Origin of the sequence: Catenulispora subtropica (assembly GCF_039531675.1) — a bacterium.
Lineage (GTDB): Bacteria > Actinomycetota > Actinomycetes > Streptomycetales > Catenulisporaceae > Catenulispora > Catenulispora subtropica.
On sequence record NZ_BAAAQM010000007.1, the window covers coordinates 132,174 to 149,483 of the forward strand.

Here is a 17,310-nt window from a genome sequence, read left to right on the forward strand (position 1 = left end):
GATGAGACGTCCCCTCCGGACGCGGCTGGTCCGGACGAGCCTGAGCCTGGCCGCGGCGGTCACCGCGATCGCCGTGGCCGCCCCCGGTGCGTCCGCAGCCCCGGCGGCACCCTCCACACCGGCCCCGTCGCCGTCGCCGTCCCCGGCCGCGTCACCGGTGCCGAAATCCCAGAGTCCTGACCACCACTCGACCACCACGCCTCCGCCCGCGCCCCCCGCCGCGGCCGCGAAGGCGAGTTCCGCGGCAGCAGTCGCGCCGGACGCGCCGGCGGCGGCGGACCGGGCCAAGCACACCGGCAAGGAGGTCGAGGTCCCCTCGCTCACCTCCGAGACCAGCCGGGTGCTGGTGAAGCCGGACGGGACGCTGCATTTCGAGAGCTACGTGCACCCGGTGCGGGTCCAGCAGAAGGGCGCCTGGACCGCCGTCGACACCACGCTGGTGCGCCGGTCCGACGGCAGCGTCGCACCGAAGGCGGCCGCCGGCACGGCGGTGTTCTCCGGCGGCGGCAGCGGCCCCGCCGTCACCCTGACGCACGGCGACCAGCGCCTGGACCTGTCCTGGCCCTCGGCCCTGCCGGCCCCTGTGCTGGAGGGCCCCAGCGCCACCTACCCGAACGTGCTTCCCGGCGTCGACCTGAAGCTGACCGCGACCTCTGATTCGTACACCGAGGTCCTGGTGGTCCACGACGCGCAGGCGGCGGCCGACCCGGCGCTGAAGACGATCCGGCTCCTCGCCACGGGCACGAACCTGACGGTGCGCGCCAACGACGACGACACGCTGTCGGCGCTCGACGGTGCCGGCAAGGAGGTGTTCCGCTCCTCGCCGGCGACCATGTGGGACTCGGCGATCGCCCCGCAAGGCGGCGACACCCCGTCGGCCACCGACCCCGGCTCCGGGCACGTCACCAAGGTGGACGTCAGCGCCAAGCCGGCGCGAACCGCCTCGGCCGCGGCCAAGACCCAGGACTACGACGTGGCGCTGACGGTCCCGGGCTCGGCTCTGACCGGCCCGGCCGTGCGCTACCCCCTGTTCATCGACCCCTGGTTCACCGGCGGGAGCGCGTACTGGGTCACCGTCTCCAACAAGGGATACAACACCTTCAACGACAGCACGCAGGACGCGCGGGTCGGGTACTGCGGCTGGTCCACCTGCAACTACGACATCCAGCGCACGTACTTCGACATGGACGTCTCCGGGATCGCGCCGCGCAACGGCGTCAAAGCGAACCTGACGAGCGCCACGTTCTGGGCCACCCAGACCCATGACGCGGACTGCAACAGCGAGCCGACGGACATCAACGAATCCGGCTGGGTGGACGGCAACACCCGGTACCCCGGGCCGCTGGGCCGTCAGCTCGACCAGCAGTGGTCGGACGGCGGCGGCAACTCCGCCTGCTCCAAGAACTCCGCGGCGGTCCCGTTCAACATCGCCGGCGGCGTCCAGGACGCGATCAACTACGGGTGGACCTCGCTCACCCTCGGGCTGCACGCCGACAACGAGAACGCCGCCCTGCAGTGGAAGCGGTTCGCGAACAACCCGCACCTGGACATCGACTACGACTTTCCGCCGCAGGGGACGACCAACCTCTCGGTCGGCGGCGAGTTCAACTGCAACGGCACGAACTACGTCAGCAACTCGACGAACTTCTGGGTCGGCGCGCAGTCCTGGGACAACAACCCCTCCGCCCTGCCGCTGAAGTACTGGTTCGAGGTGTGGCAGGCCAGCGGCAGCCGGATGTCGTGGAACTGGAACTACGCCCCCGAGCAGAACCCTTCGGGCGCGTACACCTGGTGGCCGACGAACTACGGCACCTTCCCCAACGGCAACTACAGCTTCCGGGCGACGGTGGAGAACGTGCCGCAGAACGACCCGGCGCCGCCCTCGTGGGCCTACACCGGCGCCAGCGGTGACAGCGACGCCAACTACAGCAACTCCATCGCGAATGCCGGCTGGCACAACTTCACCGTGCTCAACGAGGCGATGCCCACGCCGTCAGTGGTGAGCCACGACTTCCAGGCGGATCTGAACAACAACCCGGTCTGGGGCGCGCCGCAGAACACCGGCGGACAGTTCGTCCTGGGGAACGCCGGCAACGGCAACACCGTGGGCTACTCCTACGCGTTCGACTCCGGCGGCACCGTCAACAGCGTCGCCAGCAACGTGTGCAACTACAACAGCCAGTCCCAGTCCGGCGGCGCGACCTACGGTCTGGTCTCCGATTCCGGCGGCACGGCGCAGCTGTCGCTGCCCGCGGGCCTGGCCGTCGGGCACCACACGCTGTACGTGAAGAGCTTCGACGCCGCCCACAACATGTCGGCCAACGCCCAGCGGTACGAGTTCTTCATCTCCCCGAACTACAACGTGAGCCAGACGAAGTTCGAGGCCGAGGACGGCAAGTCGGTGACGCTCGGGGCCTCCGCCCCCGGGACTGCCACGGCACCCACCACCGCGGTGCAGAACTGGGGCAACACCGCACTGTGGTCCGGCGGGGCACAGGTCATCTTCACGGGCCACGAGGTCGGCGACAAGTACTCGATGACCTTCAACACTTCCCTGGACGCCGACTACGCCCTGGGCATCGGGCTGACCAAGGCCACGGACTACGGCCGACTACGGATCGACGTCGACGGCAACGTCCTCGCCGGGACCGACGGCCAGCCGTTCGACGCCTACTCGCCGACGGTGACGTCCGTGCTCCTGAACAGCGGTATGCGGCTCGGTCCGGGTCCGCACACGCTGACCCTCACGGTGGTCGGCACCAACCCGGCTACCGCCAACAGCGCCAGCAAACAGCAGTACCAGGCCGGTGTGGACTACATCAAGGCCGTGCCGATCAACAACGTCACCTTCTCGAGCTTCTCGGCCGCGATGGACGACCACGGCATCAGCGACGACTCGGCACCGGGGGCGGCGAACCTCGACTACGGCTCCCGCTCCGCCGACGGTGACGTCGGCGGCACGACCGGTACCGGCTACTCGCTGTCCAAGCAGGCGATGGCCGCGGCCGGCCTGGGTACCGGCACGACGTTCACCACCTCAGGCTTCACCTTCACCATGCCGACCGCGAACGCGGCGGGGAACGACAACGTGGTGGCGATGGGGCAGACCATCACCCTGGACCGGAGCCAGCAGGTGCCGGCCGCCGCCGTAGGCCTGCTCGTCGCCAGCACCTGCGGCACCACTCCCCAGTCCACCGCGACCGTGACCTACAGCGCCACCGGCCCGGTCGCCGACCACCCCACCACCTCGCCGGTCGGGGACTGGGTCTCCGGCACGAGCCAGACGGCGGCCTACTCGCCGGCGTACTTCAACGCCGCCGGCGGCAAGGTGTCGTCCGCGACGCGGATCTACCTGCTCGTGCTCCCGGCCGACCCCGGGGCCACGCTGCAGAGCATCACGCTGCCGAACTACGGCACCACCCTGGTCCCGGGCACCTGCCCGACCGCGCTGCACGTGCTGGCGGTCGGCGTCCGTCCGGCGGCCTCGGCGAACGCCTCGACCAGCGCCGACATCAGCGGCGGCAACCACCCGCTGGCCTCGAAGGGATACGTCGGGTTCGCCCCGGACCACGGCAGTTCGGCGGCCACCGGCGGTTCGGCGGTCTTCGACGGGACCGGCGGCGACCTGCGGACCGCCGGTCCGGTGCTCGACACCGCCAAGAGCTTCACCGTGTCGGCCTGGGTGAAGCTCCAGGCGAAGCCGGCCGGTGTGTGGCAGACCGCGGTGGTGCAGCAGGGCACGAACGTCGGCGGCTACTACCTTGAGTACAACCCCGATGTCGACCGCTGGTCGTTCGACCGCTCCACCACCGACGTCGCCAACGCGGCGGGTAACGGGGCGCAGTCGCAGGCTGCTCCGACGGTGGGGGCGTGGACACATCTCGTGGGCGTCTACGACGCCACCGCGGGCACGCTCGCGTTGTACGTCAACGGCGCCCTGCAGAACACCGCCGCCTACACCGGCGCCATGCCCTCCACCGGGATCATGGCGATCGGCCGCGGCTGGTGGAACGGCGCCGCGGTCAACCCGTGGCTGGGTTCGATCTCCGACGTCCAGGTGTATCAGCGTGCGTTGACCACCGCCGACGCCACCTCGTTGTTCACGTCCCCGGCGCCGACGGCGTCGACCACGCCGGCCGGCGTGTGGCCGCTGTCGGACTTCGGCAGGTCGTGGATCGGGGGCTGGGCCACGGTTCCCACCACCGGTGCCACCGCCTCCGGGGGCCCGCTGTTCAACGGCCAGACCATTCGCCAGACCGTGCCGCTGAGCACATACGGCTCGGGCGCCGGCACCCCGCCGGACACCAAGCTCCGCGTGCGGCTGGGCAACCGGTTCGATCCGTCGCCGGTGACCGTCACCACCGCCACGGCGGCGCTGGCGGGCGGCACCGGAGCCGGAGTCAGGACCGTGGTGCCGCTGACCTTCGGCGGCGTCGGCAACCGGTCGGTGACGATCCAGCCCGGTGCCGAGGTCCTGAGCGACCCGATCCCGGTGTCGGCGCTCGGCGGGACCGGCAACCTGTCGGTCAGCCTGTACCTCGCCGCCGGTGCTGCCGCCGCCCCGCAGTCGCCGCAGGCCGCAGCCGTCGGCTACACCGCCGCCGGCGACCAGACCGCGGAGGCCACCGGGGCCTCGGCGACCTGGACTCCGCTGGCGACCGCGGCGAAGGGCTGGTACTTCCTGTCCGGCGTCGACGTCACCTCCACCGACACCACGCAGGGCACGGTCGCAGTGCTCGGCGACGCGAATTCGCTGAGCGCGTCGGGCACGGCACCGAGCTGGGTCGACGATCTGCCGGGCGCGCTGAACACGGCCGGCGTCGCCTCGCCGGGCGGGGTCGTCGACCTGTCGACCGCAACGGCCGGGGCGGCCGGCGCGGCCAACTCGCTGGGACAGCGACTGCACAACTGGTGGCGGTTGTCCGACGGCTCCGGTGCCACCGGCGCAGACCTGCTCGGTAACAGTCCCCTGACGATGTCGGGCACCACCTGGTCGACGAGCGACCACCCGACCAGCACCACCGGCTCGGCGGTGTTCAACGGCGGTGCCGCGGCCGCGACCAGCGGCCCGGTGATCGACACCTCGCAGAGCTTCACCATCTCGGCCTGGGCGAAGGCGACCCAGCTCCCCAGCGGCAACAGCGAGGTGGTCGCCACCGAGGGCACCACGACGTCGTCATTCATGATCGGCTACAGCGCCGCCGCTTACACCGGCAGCGGCAACACGTGGTGGGTGTTCATGCCTTCCGCCGACATGGTCAACCCGGGCGGCACGATCATCGCCGCCCAGTCCAACGCCGCCCAACTCAACACCTGGACGCACCTGACCGCCGTTTACGACGCGGCGGCCGGCAGTATCAAGCTGTACGTCAACGGCAAGCTCGCCGCCAGCGGCCAGGCCCACGGTTTCCGGGCCGCCGGCCCGCTGGCCGTCGGGCGCTCCATCTGGAACGGCACCCATGGCGACTACTGGTCCGGCGACATCGCCGACGTCGAAGCGTTCCAGCAGGCGCTGCCCGCCGGCGACGTGGCGATCCTGGCCGCCGGCGCCGGCGCGGACCTGCAGGCCGGAAACCTGCTGAACGCCTCCGCGCTGGACGAGCCGAACCTGCGCACCGTGGTGCTGTCCCTCGGCGCGGTCGACCTGGCCCACGGCGACACCCCGGCCGTCGTGGAGACCAACCTCCAGGCTCTGGTCACCGACCTGAAGACGGGCTTGAAGCAGTACAAGAGCCCGAACGGCGACGCCACGGTCACGGTACTGATCGAGACCGTGCCGTCCCAAGGGTGGGCCTCGTCCGATCCCAGAGAGCGAGCCCGCCTCACGCTGAACAGCGACCTGCTGTCCGGCAAGATCGGCGCCATCGACGGAGTCGAGGACTTCGCAGGAGCCGTCGCGGGAGCGGGGAGCACCGACCCGGCGACCGTCGCCGGGGCCGTGGCGACGCGCTTCGCGAACGACGTGGCCGATTACGCATTCAGCATCTAGTGAAGGGTTAGTGGACACAGGGGTATCGGAACCAACGGCGGGGCGTCTTCGGACGCTCCGCCGTTTCGCGTCTCGCGGACGTCGGCTGGAACGAACCCGAGTTCTTACGTAGCAAATCAGGGATCTTCCCGATTGCATGTAAGGATGCTACGATCCGTACCGGCGCGGGGCCCACGGACCCATCGGATGAACGCGCTCCAAAGGCGGCTCTCGCGCACGGGGGAGGGGCGCGGCGATGCGATTCGATCTCCTCGGTCCGCTGCGAATCCAGGTCGACGGCGAGCCGGTGTCCGTCCAGAGCCCGAAGCTGCGCGCCCTGCTGGCGGTCCTGCTCTTCAACCCCGGGCGGCCGGTGGCGCTGGGCACCATTCAGCGCGTCCTGTGGGGCGAGGCCCCGCCGCCCAGCGCGACCGCGTCCTTGCACAACCATGTCACCCGGCTGCGCCGTCTGCTCGGTGCCGCGGGGTCCGCCCGGGTGTCCACCGTCCGCGCGGGCTACCAGATCCGCGTGTACGACGGTGAGCTCGACACCGTGGCCTTCACAGAGCAGGCCCGGGGCGTCGGAAAAGCGCGAGCCGACGGCGACTGGGCCTTGGTGCTGCGCCTGGCCTCGGACGCCCTGGCCCTGTGGCGCGCCGTCCCGCTGTCCGACGCGCCGATCGAGGCGCTGCAGCCGTATGTCAGGCAGCTGGTCGAGGTGCACGTCGAGGTGTTGGAGGCGCGTTTCGAAGCGGCGCTCGCACGGGAGGAGGGCGACGGACTGGTGTCGGCGCTGAGGCAGGCGGTCGACCAGTATCCGCTGCGTGAGGCCTTCCACGTCCAGCTGATGGAGGCGCTGTTCCGCGCCGGCGGCCGGGCCGAAGCGCTGGAGGTCTTCCAGGCGCTTCGGCGTACCCTTGTCGATCGGCTGGGCATCGAGCCGAGCGCTCGGGCTCAGCGCACGCAGCAGCGGATCCTCGCTGCCGAAGGCCGTGGCGGTTCGGCGAGGGCGGAGCCGACGTTGAGGGCGGAGCCGACGTCGAGGTCGGAGCCGACGTTGATACCGCCGACGTCGCCGACGTCTCGCGAGGCCGCCCCGGACATCGCCGATGCCATGCCCATTCCGCGCACTCCGGGCCCGGACAGTGGTGATGGTTCCCTGCCGCCCACTGAATCGCAGCTCTCGGAGCCGCCGCCCCGGCAGCTTCCGGCGGCACCCCGGTTCTTCGTCGGACGCGACGCCGAGACCGCGGAGTTGTTCGGAGCCAGGACGAGCGGCGACACGGTCCTCGCCGTCGTCGGGCCCGGCGGTATCGGCAAGACGGCGCTGGCCCTGGCCTGGTCGCACCGGATCGTCGAGGACTTCCCGGACGGCCAGCTGTACGTGGACCTCCACGGATTCTCCGCCGGCGGCGGGCCCGTCGCGCCGGCGGACGTGCTCGCCGGGTTCCTGCACGCTCTGGGCGTTTCCAGCGGCCGGATCCCTGCCGACTTCGCTTCCCGGGCGGCGCTCTACCGCACCCACACCGCCGAGAAGCGGATGCTCGTGGTGCTGGACAACGCCGCCGGCAGCGCGCAAGTCAAAGACCTGCTCCCGGGCGGCGCCAGCTGCCTGACGGTGGTCACCAGCCGGAGCCGGCTGGCGGACCTGGTGGCCACCGGCGGCGCCCGGCCGGTCCGGCTGGGTCCGCTGGGCGACGACGAGGCCGTCGGCCTGTTCCGGCGCCGGCTCGGAGCGGACCGCGTCGCGGACGAGTACCAGCAGTTCAAGGCCGTGGCGGAGGCGTGCGCCGGCCTGCCACTGGCGCTGGCGATCGTGGCGGCCCGCCTGTCCCTGGAGCCCGACCTGGCCACGGCCGGCCTGGTGGCCCGCCTGAGCGACGCCCGGACCAGACTGGCGGCGCTGGACCTCGCCGAGTCCGCGACCGGCCTGCGCGAAGCGTTCTCCTGGTCGCAGCGGCTGCTGGGCCCGACCACCGCACGGCTCTTCGCCGCCCTCGGTCTGCATCCCGCGCCGTCGATCTCGCCGCAGGCGGCCGCCTGTCTGGCGGATCTGTCACCGGAGGCCGCCGGCCGGGCCGTGCACGAGCTGGTCTCGGCGCACCTGGCCACACCCACGCCCGAGGGCCGCATCCAGCTGCACGACCTGATCCACCTGTACGCCGCGGAGTCGGCGGACAGCGAACTCAGCCCGACCGAGCGCAATGACATCCGCCGACGGATGTTCGACCACTACACGGGCAGCGCCGCGGCCGCGGACCGGATGATCAACCCGACACGTCCCGTGGTCGCCTTCCCCCGGCGCGAGCGCTACGCGCCGGCCATGGGGTTCAGCGACGCCATGGATGCCGCCGCGTGGCTGGCCCGGGAACGCGAGGTGCTCCTCGCGATCAGCAGCCTGTCGGCCGAAGCGGACTGTCCCGAGACCACGTGGCGCCTGTCCTGGTCGCTGACGGTGTTCCTCGACCGCCGAGCGGACTGGCAGGCGCAGATCGGGCTCCAGGGACGAGCGCTGCACGCGGCCTGGAAACTCGGCCGTGCGGATCTGCAGGCCAGGACCTACGGCGACATCGCGACCGCCTGCTGGCGGCTGGGCCGGTTCGAGGCGGCCCTGGGACATCTGGCCCGGGCCCATGACCTGTGGCTCGGCCTCGACGACCGGGCCGGCCTGGCCTGGGTGGAGCGAATCAGATCCCTGGTGCACGAAAGCCGCGCGGCCTATCCCGAGGCGCTCGAGCACTCCCTGGCCGCACTCGGCCACGCCCGCGCGGCCGAGGACGTCGCCGGCGAAGCCATGGCCCTGGCCGCAGCCGCCTGGTGCCACGCCTGTTGCGCCGACTACGAATCAGCGCTCGATCTTGCGGCCGGGGCCGTCGCCGTCCACCGGCGGATCGGCCACGGCGTCGGCGCCGCGCACGCCCTGGACACGATGGGCCTGGCCAGTCACCGGCTCGGCCGCCACGACGACGCGCTCACCTACTATCGCCAGGCCGCATCAGAGTTCGAGTCCGCCGGTGAGCACTACTACCTCGCCAACACCCTCGTCAGGACGGCCGAGGTCCACGTCGTGACCGGCGAGGCGGACCAGGCGTCGGACTGCCGCGCCGCGGCTCGCGCGATCGTCGACACCCTCGGCGTACCGGACAACGATCCGCTCCTCAGGGCGCTCCGCACGCCGGATCCGCTGAGGCTCGAGCTCATCCAGGACGCGCCGGCGCTTGATCAGCCGGATGTCGCGGGGTGAACCGGACCGTGTTGTTGCAGCGGGCGGGTAGCGGCCGGGTTCAGTGATGCCCAGCCCTGTTCCATTTTCCGTGAGAACCACAACCCCTGATTCGGTGACGAGGACGATGTGGCTGGCTTCGACGCTACGCCGCCCATCCTTGGTGCGGTCCGTACACCACAACGAGCGAACTCGAACCGGATATTGAGCCATCAGACGCCCACTAAGGTATCCCGTGGCATTATCGAGGTCTGTGGTCTTCCGTTAGGACAGGTAGTCGGCCGGGCGTCATCGGAATCCGGTGCGATGTGCTGCGACATCGCACCGGATATGTGGTGCTATCTGACGGCGAAGGACGTGTCTGTGCGGGTCTCGCCGCCCGGCGCCAGGCCTGGAGAAGTATCAGAGGCGTTGAACTCGCCGGGCACGTACGCTCTGATTCCGAGGTCGCCTGTAGCGTTCGCCGTCGCAGTGGTCGCGAGGGTGAGTCGTAGCCGGACGGTGGTTGTCGCTCCGGATGCCAGCGGCCGGGTGGCGATGACCGCTGTACCTAGTTGGTCGAATGAAACGGTATGCCAGGCGCCGCCATCATAGACCTGTACCTGGCTGGCCGAAGAGATCGGCGAGAAGGTGACGATTTCACTGGTCCAGAAGGCGATCGATGGGTAGTCCATCGATGTCCTGTTGGCAACGGTGATGTCGAATTCCCCGGTTCCGCCGGGTGTCATGGCCTTGGGGCCGGAGACTGTCAGGGCCGGGAAGTTCACGGGGATCATTTCGGTCTGGGCTTGTGCCAGCGTCAGTGAGCCGGCGGTCAGCTTGACGCCGAGGGCGAAGAACGACCCTTCGGGGTCGATGCGCAACTGTTCGGTGCTGGTGCCGCTCGGCAGATCGAAGGTGTAGTGCGCTGCGCGGACGTCTTCGCGGTGTGGGTCCCCGCCGGTGTCGAGGAACGTGACGGTCACCTTGGTCCAGGCGCCGGTGACCGGGTCGTGCCGTTCAATCAGGTCCAACGGCCACGGGCCTGTCGTGTTCGCGACCTCGCTCTTCGGCCGAGCGAGAGTGAGGTCGGCGGTGACGGTTACGGCTGATCCGTGGTTCTGGACGGTGAACGTCACAGGGTTTAGCACACCTGCGGCGTACTCGGTGGGCGGGCTCAGCGTCAGGCTGATAGGTGCGTTCCCGCTTGTGTTGGCGCTGTCTTTGGGCGAAGAAGGGGGACTTGCACTTGTGCGCTGTGGCTGCTGTGCCGGTGCCGTAGTCAAGGGTCTTGTCGTCACGGAGCCCGACATCCCCCCGTTCACGGTGGTCATCGGCGGTGTCGTGGGAGCGATGGCATGTTGCCCGTCGCCGGACGCCGCGCCGACAGCCGCGATACCCAGACCCGCGACCAACGACAGGGCCACCGCGACCGTTCCGATGACTTTTTGGCGGTGCAAGCGCTCGCCCCGGGCCCGCACGGAGGCGACCGGTGCCGGCACAGTGTCTTCGTTGAAGTGGGCAACGCTCTCGCGCAGCTCGGTCTCGAAATCCTCATGCATGGCGGGGCTCCTGTCCGTCAGATGTGAACCCGTTCTCGCGGTCAGCCAGATGCGGTGCCAGCGCTCTGCGGCCGCGGGACAAGCGGGCCTTGACAGTGCCGACCGCCACGTCGGTCTCGGCGGCGATCTCCTCCAGCGACAAACCCACCAGATGATGCAGGACTATCGCCTGCCGCTGGTTCGCCGGAATCCGCCGCAGCGCCGCGACGATGGCCACGTTGTCCACGCTCGCCTCCGGTTTCGCGTCCGGCGGACCGTGCCGGCGGTGAGCACGCAGCCGGTTGACGGTCTTACGCCAGGCACTCACCCGCGCCCGGAACGCCACGGTGCGCACCCACGCTTCGGGGTCGGCGTAGCCGGAAACCTTGTCCCAGTGCTGCCAAGCCCTCGCGAACGCTTCCTGGGCCAAGTCCTCCGCGTCAGCCCGATCACCCGTCATCGCATAGACATGGCCTGTGACGCGCCGGACGCTTCCCGCGTAGAAAGCGTCAAAATCGCTCGTGTCTCGCATGACCCCCCTGTCAACTCGGCTGGCGGTCGCCACTGTGCAACCTCGATGCTTAATCACGCTCGGCGGAGCCGCAGGTTGCGTAGATCTATCCGCCTCGGCGCCCCTGCGGCTGTGGTCGACCAGCCGGGCGGAGCAATCCGTTCCTACTGGCAATCCCGATCCGCAGGCCAGATCGCGGTGCTTGGCTGGCAGGCCGTGTCTGAAACGTGGTCATAGCCAGCCGTTGAGGGCTGCGATGGTGTCGGTGGCCTGGTAGCGGCAAGCCAGCTTGCCGTACCGGGTCGCCACCGCGCGGTGCTGCTTGAGATGGCTGATACCGCATTCGATGTCGAATCCGCGCAGGAAGCTCATCCAGCATCGGTCGGCCTCCTGGGCTGTGGCGTCGATGCGGGACCACCACAGCAATCGCCGCCGTGCTTGGCAGGGCGTCCGCCCTTGGGAGGATGGGTGTAGAGCGGGGCCGGGCGGGGGAACACCCGGTCGCTGCGCAGCCGCCCGAGTATCTGGACCGGGAGGTCTGCCAGCAGGAAGGGCATGCGCGGAGCGTCGTATCCGGCGTCGGTGACGATGAGGATCTCCGGCGTGGTCGGTTCAGCGCCGAGCCGCCTGCAACTCGCTCTCTGCCATCGCCTCGAGTTGCTGCACCTGCCGAGCGTTGTCATGCAGGAAGACCTGCTGAGCTTGGAGGGTCATCGGCTCGACGACCTGCATGACCGGCTTCGCGCACGCGGCGAAGACGGGAGCCCACCGCTGGTCGTTCGCGGTGATCGCCGCGGAGGTCGCGGCCGCTTGGTCGGCACCGTTCTCCCAGGCGAGGAAGTGGCCGAACGCCTCGCCGGAGGACGTCAGGGGGATCTGGTCGGCGGGAGCGCCGGATTCGGCCAGGCAGTCCCGGAACGCCGGAAGGACCGCCCGGACCTGCTGCGACGACTGGATCCGGCGAACGCCGGCCCACCACTGGTCGGTCAACGGCCCGGCGGCGTTCTGGACCGGGAACAGCGCGGCAGAGGACTGTCGGCATCGTTGGGCGGCCGCCCGCCCGGAGTCCGTAGGAGTGGCGGGAGCGGAGGCGGGCACGCGAGGTGCGGCCGCGGGCGGGAACGCGATCGGCGGCACGAACGCCCTTTCGGAACTGATCCGGTCCAGGTCCGGGAAGTCCACGGTGTCGACGCCCGCCATCGCGATCTCCGCGGCGCTCGTGGCGTCCACATCCGGGTTCGCGTTCGAGGCGGTCCCGGCCTTGGCCAGGCACGCGCTCGTCGCGGCCGCCTGCGCCTTGAGGCGTGCCGTGGTGAACTGCGCCCCGTCGGTGAACTGGGCGGCGCTTGCCGGGAAGAAACTGTGGACCGCCTCACCGGCGATCGGGGAGCTGGGCACGAAGGCGGGGAGCGCGGAGGGGCCGGACACGGTGGAGCGACCGCAGGCGCTGAGCACCAGGCCCAGCGCAGCGGCCGTTCCGATCCAGCTCGCGCCCCGAGATGGAACCAGGGCTCGCATGGTGATCGTCGCGTCGGCTACAGGTCGACGTGGACGCCGTAGCCGGCCCCACCGTCAGAGGCGACGACTATCACCCGGGTGCCGGTGTTCACGCTCGTCATGATGACCTGGTCCCAGGTCGAGTACGCGGAGTGCCACTGGGCGCCGGTGGTGGACATGTGCGGATTGCCCGCGCTGTCCCAGTAGAAGGCACCGTAGTAGGACGAGTGGTCGACCCAGGTCAGGTTCACGTCGTGGCAACCGGGCGGCTGCTTGACGAAGACGGTCCAGACGTCCGTGGGCTGGCTGCTGTAGCCCGAGAAGTAGTACCCGCAGTAACCGCCGGCGGTCGCATGCGCTGCGCCGGGGGTGGCGACGGCCAGTGCGGAGGCGGCCAGGGCCGCGGCCGTGACGCCGGTCACCGTGCGGCCGCGCAGTCCGATCTTGAACATGGTGGCGTTCGATCCCTTCCCGTGAGACGGCGCGACGACGCCGAAGTGTCATCGAGCCCTGATGGGGACCGAGCCTGGCAGCGGCCGGTGCGGCGGTATTGAACAAAAACGAAATCCGGCCGGATGCGCTGGACGTGACCTACCGCACACCGGCGATGCCGGAGTCGGCCATTGAAACCCGACGTCGTGTCCGTTACGGTCGCCGTCAGCCGACGTCTTCCGATAGCGCGGGGGCCTGCTGATGCCGTTGGGTGACTCCCGGACGCCTCTGTTCGGCGCTCGTCTGGACCAGCGATCTGACCCGGATCGCAGCCACCTGCAGCGGCGCTTCGGGCAGAACGGGACCTGGCGGACCACGCGGTCGCCGATCGGCCCGGCCCTGCCGCGCGGCATCCTCGCCTACAACGAGTTCGACCTGCGCCTGGGCGGTACCCGCCGGCGTCTGGAGCTGCCGATCAACGCCGTCACGGTCCTGTTCCTGTTCGAGGGCTCGGTCTGCATCGAGTCGGTCCCCGGCGGCGACGCCCGCTTCACGTCCCTGGTGCGCGGCTCCGTCGACCGCGCCGGGATCGGCCGCCACGACGGCCGGCTGTCCGGCGTGGAGATCCTGCTCGAGCCCTGGCTGGCCTGGCGCGTGTTCGGCATTCCGATGCGGGAGCTGTCCGAAGCCCCCGTGGCCCTGGACGCGCTGACCGGTCGCCGCGGCCTGCGGGTGGCGGAGCAACTGGCCGAGGCCGCCGACGCCCGCCGCCGCATGACGATCCTTCGCCGCTTGCTGGCCGACCGCGTCCGTGAGGGCCCGCAGGTCGCGCCCCAGGTCCTCTGGGCCTGGCAGCGCCTGGTCGCCAGCCGTGGCCAGATCCGCATCGCCGACCTGGCCACGGCGTCTGAGTGGACCGCCCGCACCTTGGAGAACCGCTTCGCCGAGCAGATAGGCCAGACCCCGAAGAGGGCCGCTCGCATCCTCCGCCTCCGCGACGCCGCCGCCCAGCTCATCAACGGCCTGGTGCCGTCACACGTCGCGGCCTCCTGTGGCTTCGCCGACCAGGCTCACCTCGGCCGGGAGGTCAAGGCGATGACCGGGTTCACACCGGCGCGGTTGGGGGCGCAGCGGGCCGGCGGGGTGGGGACGGAAGGGCCGCCGCTGGACCGGCTTGACGGGCAGGTGACAAGTTTGTTGTTGCCTGTAGTGGGTTCTGGTGCTGTTCCCGTGAGTACTCCGTCAGCGCGCTGACTCCACGAACCCGCCCCGCGTTGTCGTGACTCGGGTGTTCGCGTGGCTGTGGCTGGCGGGGCGGGAATCGGCGGCGAAAGACGTGGAGATTTTGATGCTGCGGCATCAGCTCGCTGTCGCACAGCGCCGCGATCCGCGCGTCGCGCGGAAGCTGACCTGGGCCGATCGGGCATGGCTGGTGTTGCTTGCGAGATTGTCGCCCACTGATCGTGTGCCGCGGCTTCGGCTGATCGTTACGCCGGCAACGCTGCTGCGTTGGCATCGGGACCTGCTGCGGCGGCGCTGGGCGAGGCGTAAAACCCCAGGCCAGCGACCTGGGGTTAATGGCTTTCGAGTGCCCCCGGCAGGATTCGAACCTGCGACCATCGATTAGAAATCAGGCCTCTTATGCAAGAGACTTTATCAATTGCTTGTGTCCAAGCACGTCCTGTGCTGTTTCGACCGAGCCGACTCGACTCGTAGCTTCCACCTCTTATCGACTGGTGCCATTCGTGAACACGACGTCCGCTACCACACCGCTACCACGTACTCGTCAGAGAGCGGGTGCCTACGATCACAAGTCGGGTGTTGTGGGTGTCGAGAATGTTGTCCGTGCAGGTGGGGAAGGGCCTTGTTTGTCGGCTCGTGGTGGCTGGGTTGGGCGGTTATCGGTGCGCCGCCTGGGCCGGCGATGAAAGCTCGTTGTGCTGGTCCGGTTCGCCTACTTGGCGGTGTCGAACACGTTCGCTGCGTTGCGGCTACTTCCGATGGGCGGTCGGGAGAAGGACGCGGTTCTGCGCGGACAGGCCGAGGCGATCCTGGCTGATCTGGAATCAGGCACACCTGCCGCACGCGTTCCGCGAAATCGAGACCCACTACATCCGGCATCGGCCACACCGCTTTTTGGACCAGGACGCACCACCGCAGCCCGCGCCCGAACCGATCACCGGCAGCGCCGACATCGTCGACCTGAATTTGCGAAGACGCGACCGACTCGGCGGCATCCTGCACGAGTACGAGCGCCTCCAGAGTGTCCCGCAGCCCCTTTGGCCTCGCCGAGCCAGACTCGTTCCTCGGCCTCAATGATCCGCTCGACCAGATTGGCCTCCACGTCGTGCCCCCTGCCAGCACGAACACGCCTGCTTTTCTGAACTGAAGTCCTGAGAGCTGTCTCGCTTAAGGTAACTGCCTGTTGGCGAAGGGTTCTATGCTCGCCGCGTGTCTCCTAATGGTGTTGGTGAGATTGCAATGACCGCGCTGCTCGAAGATCCTGCGGGTAAGCCGCTGGGGTTCGCGCTTCCAGCTGGCGAGGTCGTGACCGACATGGCTGAAGCGCCGTGGTTCTGGCTGAGCGCGACCGCTCCCGAAGCTGGGCTCGTGGAACGGCTGCGCGCGGCGCATCGCCGGACCGGGTTGTGGCCAGTGCTGCTGGGAGACGATCCACTGTGTGTCGCTGCCGACCTCCACCCGGACTTGAGCGGGCATCTGAGCGGGCCGACGGATGGCGTCGTGACCGCAACGGATCTGGACGCTTGGATTGTTGCGGAGTGGGCTGAGATCATTGCGGAAAACGAGGCCAACGATTATTGGGAGCCTGAGGAGCGTGTATCGGCCCTGGCTCCGGCGGGGGCTTCCTGGCCGGGACTGGCTCTTGCCGGAGCACAGATTGCGGAGCCGCTGGCAGTTGCCGACGCGATCGTCGCGCACGTGCTCGAGAACGAGTGGTTGGGTGAGCCTCGCTTGGCGCTGGTGCCCAGCCGCGCGGGCAGTGAGGCACTGCTGAGGCTGGGCTGGAGGCCCTCCGAGGTCAGCGACATCGCCCCGTTCGCGGCGATGGTGCAGGGCTGGGAGGACCGCTTCGGCGCCCGGGTGGTGGCGCTCAAGCCGTCCACGCTCTATATGAGCGTGGCAGCTCCGCCGGCGACCGCGGAGCATGCGCTGCATGTGGCGGCCGAGCACCTGGTGTTCTGTCCGGACGCGGTGTTCCAATGCAGCGAGTCCTTCCTAGATCATGCGGAATCCCTGGTCGGCCAAGCCCACTGGGGCTTCTGGTGGGACTGACCGGATGAGGCCTCTCATGACGTTCCGGCTGCCTCGATAGTGTGTCCAACCGTGCCGCCGACGACGGGCACGCCGAGCACGACGGCGTCCCGTTGCTGATTGGCATGGTCGAGCTGGCCGAGCTTGTCTTCGGCGCAGGCCAGGCTGACGCGCAGTCCCTCGACTTCGCCGAGCCAGCCCTCGTGTTCGGCTTCGGCGATGCGGGCGATGAGGTTGTCCCGGATCTCCTCGATGCGGGCGCGTTGGGCCGGGTCCGGTCTGAGGAGTGAACATCTGACGGGCTGTCCACTGCTCAGCTGCAACTGGCCACCAAGCTCGGCGCCTCCCAAGTCCGGCGCGGCATCCTGTATATCCGGGAGATCTCCGCCCTGGAACACGCCTCCCCGCTGACCTGGTCAGCCCGTGGCGGCTATCAGCTGTCCGGGGATCCCGAGGAGTGGATCCGGTTCGAGCGGGCGGTGTTCCGCTCCGAGCTGACCAGGATCAGCCGGCTGTTGTCCGGGACGGCGGCCCCGCACCTGGCGGCGCTGCCCGGCGACGACTTCGCCCGGCTGCTGCTGGACCAGCTCGGCGGGGTCAAGGCGTCCCTGACGCTGTTGACCCGATCGTGAGCCGGACGTGCCTCGGCACTCTGATCGGTGTCCTGCCGCCAGGCCGCGGGCCTACCCGTCCGACACTACCGACGCCGAATGGGCGCTGATCGCCCCGCTGCTGCCGCCACCTGCGGCGACGACTGCTCGCGGCGGCCGGCCGGAGTCCCATCCGCGCCGGGCGATCGTGGACGCGATCCGCTACCTGGTCGACAACGGCTGCAAATGGCACGTTATTGAGAATGTTCGGTAACGGTTGCTGTGCGTGGTTGTGG

At 69.5% G+C, this 17,310-nt stretch carries 12 protein-coding genes and 2 pseudogenes; 7 read left to right on the forward strand and 7 right to left on the reverse strand.

Annotated features, from left to right (window positions below):
• The first annotated feature begins 1 nt into the window (after position 1).
• Both ABD466_RS08890 and ABD466_RS08895 read left to right on the forward strand, forming a co-directional pair.
• The gene (locus tag ABD466_RS08890) at positions 2–5,989 is read left to right on the forward strand and encodes a LamG-like jellyroll fold domain-containing protein (protein WP_344656479.1); all 5,988 of its coding nucleotides are present in this window, start codon (positions 2–4) and stop codon (positions 5,987–5,989) included.
• A 235-nt stretch (positions 5,990–6,224) separates the two neighbouring features.
• Positions 6,225–9,212: an AfsR/SARP family transcriptional regulator gene (locus ABD466_RS08895; protein WP_344656480.1), complete on the forward strand. Its 2,988-nt coding sequence runs from the start codon at positions 6,225–6,227 to the stop codon at positions 9,210–9,212.
• 317 nt (positions 9,213–9,529) lie between these two features.
• On the opposite strand, the gene ABD466_RS08900 is transcribed toward ABD466_RS08895, so the two are convergent.
• The 6 genes and pseudogenes from ABD466_RS08900 to ABD466_RS08925 all read right to left on the reverse strand — a co-directional run bounded on the left by ABD466_RS08900 (position 9,530) and on the right by ABD466_RS08925 (position 13,171).
• Positions 9,530–10,732 (reverse strand): hypothetical protein, encoded by a 1,203-nt coding sequence (locus ABD466_RS08900; protein WP_344656481.1) that lies wholly within the window; start codon positions 10,730–10,732, stop codon positions 9,530–9,532.
• The gene (locus ABD466_RS08905; protein WP_344656529.1) at positions 10,725–11,243 is read right to left on the reverse strand and encodes a SigE family RNA polymerase sigma factor; all 519 of its coding nucleotides are present in this window, start codon (positions 11,241–11,243) and stop codon (positions 10,725–10,727) included. The genes ABD466_RS08900 and ABD466_RS08905 overlap by 8 nt, the downstream gene beginning before the upstream one ends.
• A gap of 210 nt (positions 11,244–11,453) precedes the next feature.
• Positions 11,454–11,594 carry a hypothetical protein gene (locus ABD466_RS08910; protein WP_344656482.1) on the reverse strand — a complete coding sequence of 47 codons (141 nt, stop codon included), beginning with the start codon at positions 11,592–11,594 and terminating at the stop codon, positions 11,454–11,456.
• 56 nt (positions 11,595–11,650) lie between these two features.
• A pseudogene (locus ABD466_RS08915) lies at positions 11,651–11,833 on the reverse strand (transposase); the annotation flags it as partial.
• A gap of 1 nt (position 11,834) precedes the next feature.
• Positions 11,835–12,650 carry a hypothetical protein gene (locus tag ABD466_RS08920; protein WP_344656483.1) on the reverse strand — a complete coding sequence of 272 codons (816 nt, stop codon included), beginning with the start codon at positions 12,648–12,650 and terminating at the stop codon, positions 11,835–11,837.
• Between the two features lie 107 nt (positions 12,651–12,757).
• Complete coding sequence (locus tag ABD466_RS08925) at positions 12,758–13,171, reverse strand: hypothetical protein (protein ID WP_344656484.1); 414 nt, start codon at positions 13,169–13,171, stop codon at positions 12,758–12,760.
• A 241-nt stretch (positions 13,172–13,412) separates the two neighbouring features.
• On the opposite strand from ABD466_RS08925, the gene ABD466_RS08930 reads away from it, so the two are divergent.
• From ABD466_RS08930 to ABD466_RS08940, 3 genes are all read left to right on the forward strand, one after another.
• Entirely contained in the window at positions 13,413–14,405 is a 993-nt protein-coding gene (locus ABD466_RS08930) for a helix-turn-helix domain-containing protein (protein WP_344656485.1), read from the forward strand.
• 34 nt (positions 14,406–14,439) lie between these two features.
• Positions 14,440–14,778, forward strand: coding sequence for an integrase (locus ABD466_RS08935; protein ID WP_344656486.1), 339 nt, complete (start codon positions 14,440–14,442; stop codon positions 14,776–14,778).
• An 854-nt stretch (positions 14,779–15,632) separates the two neighbouring features.
• Positions 15,633–16,445 carry a DUF4253 domain-containing protein gene (locus ABD466_RS08940; RefSeq protein ID WP_344656487.1) on the forward strand — a complete coding sequence of 271 codons (813 nt, stop codon included), beginning with the start codon at positions 15,633–15,635 and terminating at the stop codon, positions 16,443–16,445.
• 14 nt (positions 16,446–16,459) lie between these two features.
• On the opposite strand, the gene ABD466_RS08945 is transcribed toward ABD466_RS08940, so the two are convergent.
• Positions 16,460–16,822, reverse strand: a complete 363-nt coding sequence (locus tag ABD466_RS08945; RefSeq protein WP_425558588.1) for a hypothetical protein — start codon at positions 16,820–16,822, stop codon at positions 16,460–16,462.
• 81 nt (positions 16,823–16,903) lie between these two features.
• Between ABD466_RS08945 and ABD466_RS08950 the strand changes: the two genes are divergently transcribed.
• Together ABD466_RS08950 and ABD466_RS08955 are read left to right on the forward strand one after the other, a co-directional pair.
• Entirely contained in the window at positions 16,904–17,056 is a 153-nt protein-coding gene (locus ABD466_RS08950) for a hypothetical protein (RefSeq protein WP_344656488.1), read from the forward strand.
• Positions 17,057–17,063: 7 nt separating this feature from the next.
• Positions 17,064–17,273 (forward strand): annotated as a pseudogene (locus tag ABD466_RS08955) (transposase); the annotation flags it as partial.
• Between the last annotated feature and the right edge of the window lie 37 nt (positions 17,274–17,310).

Coding starts and splice junctions, on each gene's coding strand:
- ABD466_RS08890 (WP_344656479.1), top strand. CDS start 2: ATGAGACGTCCCCTCCGGACGCGGCTGGTCCGGACGAGCCTGAGCCTG.
- ABD466_RS08895 (WP_344656480.1), top strand. CDS start 6,225: ATGCGATTCGATCTCCTCGGTCCGCTGCGAATCCAGGTCGACGGCGAG.
- ABD466_RS08900 (WP_344656481.1), bottom strand. CDS start 10,732: ATGCATGAGGATTTCGAGACCGAGCTGCGCGAGAGCGTTGCCCACTTC.
- ABD466_RS08905 (WP_344656529.1), bottom strand. CDS start 11,243: ATGCGAGACACGAGCGATTTTGACGCTTTCTACGCGGGAAGCGTCCGG.
- ABD466_RS08910 (WP_344656482.1), bottom strand. CDS start 11,594: ATGAGCTTCCTGCGCGGATTCGACATCGAATGCGGTATCAGCCATCTC.
- ABD466_RS08925 (WP_344656484.1), bottom strand. CDS start 13,171: ATGTTCAAGATCGGACTGCGCGGCCGCACGGTGACCGGCGTCACGGCC.
- ABD466_RS08930 (WP_344656485.1), top strand. CDS start 13,413: ATGCCGTTGGGTGACTCCCGGACGCCTCTGTTCGGCGCTCGTCTGGAC.
- ABD466_RS08940 (WP_344656487.1), top strand. CDS start 15,633: ATGACCGCGCTGCTCGAAGATCCTGCGGGTAAGCCGCTGGGGTTCGCG.